Source organism: uncultured Sphingomonas sp. (genome assembly GCF_936927845.1).
Classification (GTDB): Bacteria; Pseudomonadota; Alphaproteobacteria; order Sphingomonadales; family Sphingomonadaceae; genus Sphingomonas.
On record NZ_CAKZHV010000054.1, the window covers coordinates 1 to 6,205 of the forward strand.

Sequence of the window (6,205 nt, forward strand, 5' to 3'; positions counted from 1 at the left end):
GCCAGATCGGTTCATCATCGACCCGATCCACCAAATGCCGGGACTGAACACCTAGATTCATAAAGAACTGTGGCGCACCTATGCATGAAAGACCGCGTTTAATGAGCGATCGTTTCAAACGGCCTATACCCCGTTCGGGCTTTGAAGAATCTCAGGCAAGCATCTAAGTTAGACAGGTCATATTATCTTACGGTATCGAGGATTTCCACGGATATAGGTCTTATCGCTCAACTGTTGGTGAAAGCCTCGTCATGATTGTACCAGTAGCCCAAACCGGTAAGTATAGCCCCTTACCCGCTGCTTGAAGACGCCCGGTCCGGGTTTGCTTCAAGTCTGCCTTGATTAACAAGGCGCCCTCCTGTTTTTCGCTGACGGCGCGGTCGATCTTGCCAATCAGGCCAACATAATCTTTCTCAAAGTTCTGGGCGAGCATGCCCGCGACCATGCTCGCGATCCCTGGCGTATTAGCCACATCGAGAATAAGGTCCCCCCCCGTCATGTCCGACGTCCCACTCACGTTGAAGTCCTCGAAGCCGACATGGCGGGAATTCGGCTGCGTGACTGGCTTGCCGGTCATCCAGACGGTACCTTGGGTGGGTTTTTCTCTCCCCTGCTGGAGCGCGGCGAACGTTAGTCCAACAGCAATTCGACCGTGTTCAGTGCCATAGATGCTCACGCGATCGAACCTTGCACGTACGGGAGGAAGGCCGGGAACGTCGAACGGCCGCTTTGACCGTTTGCGCAGCGCCTTCATCAGCACCGGCTCCAAAACACGATAGTCAGCGAAGACGGGCACGAAGACCGACACCTTACCAGGTTTGTCGGTCAATCGTTCAAGCATGGGAAGCGGCCGCACGTCAGGCGTTGGCGGCCGATAGCCGACATACGTCTCGGTCAACGCACGCATCCCTAAGCGAAGACGTAGATGTCCCTCAACGATGTTATAGCCGCCATATTGCAGCGCCTCGGGCGTGATCCGCATCCACACTTCCGGGTTATCTGCATTGAGCGAAACCGTTGTGAATGCCGCAGCCCATGCCTTGCCGATCGCCCGACGAACGCCAAGCTTACCCAATTCGCCGGGTAATTCTCGCTCGAGCTTTGCGATAACCGGTCGGAGCTTGCGATCGGCTTGGCTCGTCAAGTCAATGCGCTGACCCAGAATATCGGCATGGGGTGCGTTCGTCCAGCGATAGGCCAGATTCACCGTGCCATGCGGCGTCCAGTCGCGTGCAAACGACAGGCGAATGGTCGCGTGGGCCGTGGCATCTGCCGTCGCTGTCTCGTGGAGGCCTGCAACTCCCTCGACGCGCATTGTGGCGTGAATGGGAATCGTGGCCTTGATCGTTTCTCCGGCGCCGCCCACCACGATCCGCCCATGCGTCACAGATCCTATGATGCGGCATTTAATCACCGGCGTTTTGATTTTCGCAATGCCGAGATCTACCGCCTTGCGCTTCACGCAGGGTTGATTGGGCTTGTCGATGCGCCAGAGTTGTTGCGGCAATCGGCGCTCCATCATCGCGGACAGATCATCAAGATCGGCGCTGACGGGCACGGCTATGAACGACGGCTCTGGCTTGACGGAAATCGCATCATTTGCCCGTGGCGGCTGCCCGGCGTTGCGCGAGCATCCCGTCATCGCGATCGTGATACTCAATGCTGCGGCCAGTGAAATGGGCTTGTTACCGGCTACCAAGCCGCTCGGCCTCATCTTCAATAAGGCATTATCATCGCGTTCGCTCCGCCTTGAATGCTGACATGGCAAGATGAACCGCCACGTCATAGACCCCAACCCTCTCGATGATGCTGAACCCGCTCGCTTGCCATGGGCTTCTCGGTCGCCGATCATGACCGCGGCAGTGCATAGGCAAGCGTATAGTCGCCGTATCGGGTCCCTAACGCGCCATGGCCACCGGCCGTGATAACAACATACTGGCGCCCGTCACGGCCACGATAGGTCATTGGTGTCGCCTGTGCGCCGGCAGGCAGCCGTGCCTTCCAAACCACCTTGCCGGTCGCCAGGTCGAAGGCGCGAAGATACTGGTCGGTTGTTGCGCCGATGAAGACGAGGCCGCCGGCCGTGATGATGGAGCCGCCTAGGTTCGGGACACCCGTCTTGAGCGGAACCCCGAGATGGGACCCAAACAGGCCAGTGTCACGGGCCGTACCCAGTATCTTCTGCCACTTGATACGGCGAGTATGTAGATCGACCGCAGTCAAATGCCCCCACGGTGGCGCGACGCAGGGCGCTCCGAAGATACCAACCCATGCTTGGACGACCGCAACATAGGGGGTGTTGTATTGCGTCTGCAGTTGGGCCTGCATCGCATTCTCCCCTCCCTGCTTCTGCTTCATCAGCTTGGCGGCGCGCGGGTCATCACGTCGCATCAGCCAGAGCTTGAAGGGCATCTCCATCGTGTTGACGGTCATGATCCCGCGTACCGGGTCGACGGCAGCGCCGCCCCAATCGGTGACGCCATCGAAGGCTGGATGACCGATGATCGGTTTCAGGCCCAGCGGCTGATAGATACCAGTACCTTGTGCGCGACGGATGTCGATCCGGCAAAACAGTTGATCGATCGGCGTTGCACCCCAGGTCGCGACCTCCGTAGGCGCTGGCGGCGTGAAGCTCGGCATGCCTGTCGAGAAGGGCTGTGTCGGCGAGACCCGCACCCCAGGCGTCGCACCGTCAGTCCGCACCCTGCGCTCGGTCACGGCAGCAATCGGCGCACCGGTCAGGCGGTTAAGGAAGAACACCTGGCCCATCTTCGTCGTTTGTATCAGGGCAGGTACCGTGCGACCGTCGGGGGTGCGATAGTCGAATAGTGAGGGACCGATCGGCAGGTCCATGTCCCACATGTCGCGGTGAACGAGTTGCCGCATCCACCGCAACTTGCCCGTCGCTACGTCGAGCGCCACGATCGACGTTCCGAAGCGGTCATCGAACGGCCGGCGGAAACCGATCCAATAATCAGGCGAGGCATTGCCAGTGCCAAGGTAGACAAGCCCATTGGTCGCGTCGGCGGTAATCGCGCCCCAGACGTTGGGCGTCCCGCGCGTGTAGACCTGCCCGGCTGGCAAAGGTGCGATCGCGTCCTGTGAGCGACCCACGTCCCAAGCCCAGACCGGCGCGCCCGTCACGGGATCGTAGGCACGCACCACGCCCGAGGGAATGTCACGATTGACGTTGTCGGTGATCCGTTCGCCGACGATCAGTCGGTTATTTACGACCACCGGTGGCGTCGTTCCGATTTGATCGGACGGGTGCGAGAGGCCCATGTTCGCGCGCAGATCTATGGCACCGCCATTGGCAAAATTCGTGCACACCCGCCCGGTATCCGCATTGAGCGCTACAATACGTGCATTGAAAGTAGGCGCGAAGATACGGCGGGGACAGGGCGTTCCCGCCGGTGCCTCAAAATAGGAGACGCCGCGACAGACGAGATAATTGTTGCCTTCGATCTTCGCCTGCTCGTGCCAGCTCCACTTGGTCTTGCCCGTGGTGGCATCGATGGCCTGGACATAGGAATGCGGCGTGCAGGTATACAGGGTGTCGCCGATGTGGATCGGTGTCGACTCCGAATGATACTCGCGCTTGTGAGCCTTCGCCTCGGCGGGCATCGCAAGATCGCCGGTGCGCTGCGTCCACGCCAGTTCCAGCCTGCCGACGTTTTGGGGGGTTATGTCGGCAAGAGCCGAGTATCGTCGGCCGGATAGGGTTCCGCCATAATCCCGCCAGTCGGCATCCGCCTCACCGCTCGATACCCTCGAAAATGCCGGCAAGGCTTCGTCTTGTGCGAATACGCCTTGCCCGTGCAGCGTCAGTGCAGTGACGCTAATGACTGCCAAACCTCCCGCGACGGCGGGGATAGCCTTATGAAATGAGCGCCCCGTGCGTTTGGGGACCCGCGTCAAGAGAACGAGGAAGAGCAAGACAGTTGGCGCGATTACGCGAGGCATCAGTTGCAGGCCGTCTAAACCGACTTCCCAGATTGCCCAAATTACAGTCCCAAGCCACACTGCGCCATACAACCAGAGGCCGGACTGGCGCTCGCGTCCAATGAGCGCTCCACTGATCACCATGGCCAAGCCAACGATGACATAATAGGCCGATCCGCCGAGCGATAAGAGAACGCCTCCCGCGACGACAAAGAGGCCGCCGAGTAGCGCGACTACCCAGGCTACCAGTAGAGTGTATAGGCGCGCCATCCATGGGATCCTTCTGAGAGCGTTGGGGAGGCATTCTGACTTATCAGTGCTTATGATCGCCGCTGGCGAGCGCCAGAACGACCGAGCGTTCACCGAACTGCGCTTTGCGGAAGAGCTTCATTTGGAAAAGGCAATGCCGGTTAGCGGTTTTCCAAAACGGTGCACGACGGCAAACGTCTCGTCAGCCATTGAGAACATGCGGATCGTGCCGCCCAGATCGCTGACGAAAATCCGTTGTCCAGCATCGTCAAGCGCAAGGCCGATGCCCTCTTGGAGCCCGGTGGCAAGAACCACATGATCGGACAAGCCGGTTGCACTGACGTTCGCGCAGTTGAGCGAATTTCCTTGAGCCGATGGATCGCCCCGATCGGTCCAGTACAGCTTGCCGCGATCGAGGTCGATTTCAAGATCGATCGGCTCGGGAAGCCCATCCAGCAGCAGCTCCACGCCGTCATTGCCAGAAGACATCACGCCGCTTTCAAAATCGACGGAAACCCGGAAAATTCGCCTGCGGTTGCCGTCAGCGGGGCCCTTTTGTGTCCAGTAGATATAACCATTTTGGTCATCGAGTGCGATGCCGACACAGTGCCGCAGGATCTCGCTCGCCTGATCGGGCCATTCGCCCGTCCGCAAGATTGTCCGCAGATTTCCCCCGTCGGTCCGGCTGGACATCAACGCCATGCCCTCCCGATCACACCAATAAAGCGTGTTGGTCGGGCGATGCAGCTGCAGTTGTTTGGGGGTGACGATGGCCCCGTTGCCAATCAGGGTCGTGTGCCCGCTTCCCCCTATACCGCACCGCTCCACTGTCCCGTCGTCGGCAAGGAACTCCTCTCCACTCGCAGGCGGCTTGCCCATACTGGTCCAGAAGATTGCCTCGCTGGCGGCATCGATCTGGATACCGTCGGGAACGCCGTAGATGCCGTCTAGCACGGTCTGCACGTCTCCCGTGTCGAGATCGAGTGAAAGTATGACGGCCGGTTGGGCCTGAAGGATGTAAAGCTTTCCGAGCATCGTCTCAGTCCTTCAACCATTCAGGCTTTGCAGCACCGCGAGGTTCACGGGGAAAGCGGTAACTGCCAGGCGTCTTCGACATGCCGACCATCTCTGTGACGCCAGTGAACGTGCCCATGGGCGTTTGAGCCGTGAACTGATCGGGTTCGACATAGAGGTGCTCTTCCGCTGATTGTCAATCGGCGTCCAAAAGGGACCCCCCATCGGCGTGCAAAAGGGAACCCCTTCGTCGAGCAGCGTGACGGGTATGACGGGCGCACCGTTCGCGCTGGTTGCGGCGTAGGGCGGGCGTAGCCCGACCGGAGGCGCAACCAGCGCGAAGCGTTCTCTGCCGGTGGTCCTGGGCGTCAGCTTCGATGTTTGAAGCGCCAGCTGTCGTTGCCGGTTTCGACGATGTCGCAATGGTGGGTAATGCGGTCGAGCAGCGCGGTGGTCATCTTGGGGTCGCCAAAGACCGTCGGCCATTCACCAAAGGCGAGGTTCGTCGTGACGATGACGGAGGTCTGCTCATAGAGCTTGCTGACGAGGTGGAAGAGCAGCTGACCGCCCGAGCGGGCAAAAGGCAGGTAGCCGAGCTCATCGAGCACCACGAGGTCGAGCCGGGAGAGCTGGGCCGCCAGCGTGCCGGCCTTGCCAAGGCGCGTTTCCTCCTCGAGCCGGTTCACCAGGTCGACCGTGTTGAAGTAGCGCCCGCGGGCGCCGGCCCGCACCACGTTGGCGGTAATGGCGGTGGCAAGGTGCGTCTTGCCGGTGCCCGTTCCGCCGACCAGCACGACGTTGCGCCGACCGGAGAGGAACGAGCCGCTGTACAGTGAGCGCACCAGCCCTTCGTTGATGGGAGTGTCGCCGAAGACGAAGGCGTCGAGGTCCTTCACCGCCGGCAGCCTGGCGGCCGACATCCGGTAGCGGACGGACGCCGCATGACGGTGCGTCGCCTCGGCACGCAGCAGGTCGGTCAGGACCTCCATGGTCGTGCGCT

Annotated in this window: 4 protein-coding genes; all 4 read right to left on the bottom strand. The window is 60.5% G+C overall.

Annotation, left to right across the window (positions count from 1 at the left end):
• Window positions 1-220: 220 nt before the first annotated feature.
• Window positions 221-1,786 carry a DUF4403 family protein gene (locus Q0579_RS07400; protein ID WP_298280878.1) on the bottom strand — a complete coding sequence of 522 codons (1,566 nt, stop codon included), beginning with the start codon at window positions 1,784-1,786 and terminating at the stop codon, window positions 221-223.
• Between the two features lie 62 nt (window positions 1,787-1,848).
• A complete protein-coding gene (locus tag Q0579_RS07405) occupies window positions 1,849-4,212 on the bottom strand; it encodes a membrane-bound PQQ-dependent dehydrogenase, glucose/quinate/shikimate family (RefSeq protein ID WP_298280877.1) in 2,364 nt (787 codons plus the stop codon).
• A 117-nt stretch (window positions 4,213-4,329) separates the two neighbouring features.
• The gene (locus Q0579_RS07410; protein ID WP_298280876.1) at window positions 4,330-5,226 is read right to left on the bottom strand and encodes a 3-hydroxyacyl-CoA dehydrogenase; all 897 of its coding nucleotides are present in this window, start codon (window positions 5,224-5,226) and stop codon (window positions 4,330-4,332) included.
• A gap of 347 nt (window positions 5,227-5,573) precedes the next feature.
• Window positions 5,574-6,205: IS21-like element helper ATPase IstB (istB, locus tag Q0579_RS07415; RefSeq protein WP_298810690.1), on the bottom strand; the 632-nt coding region annotated here is incomplete at its 5' end.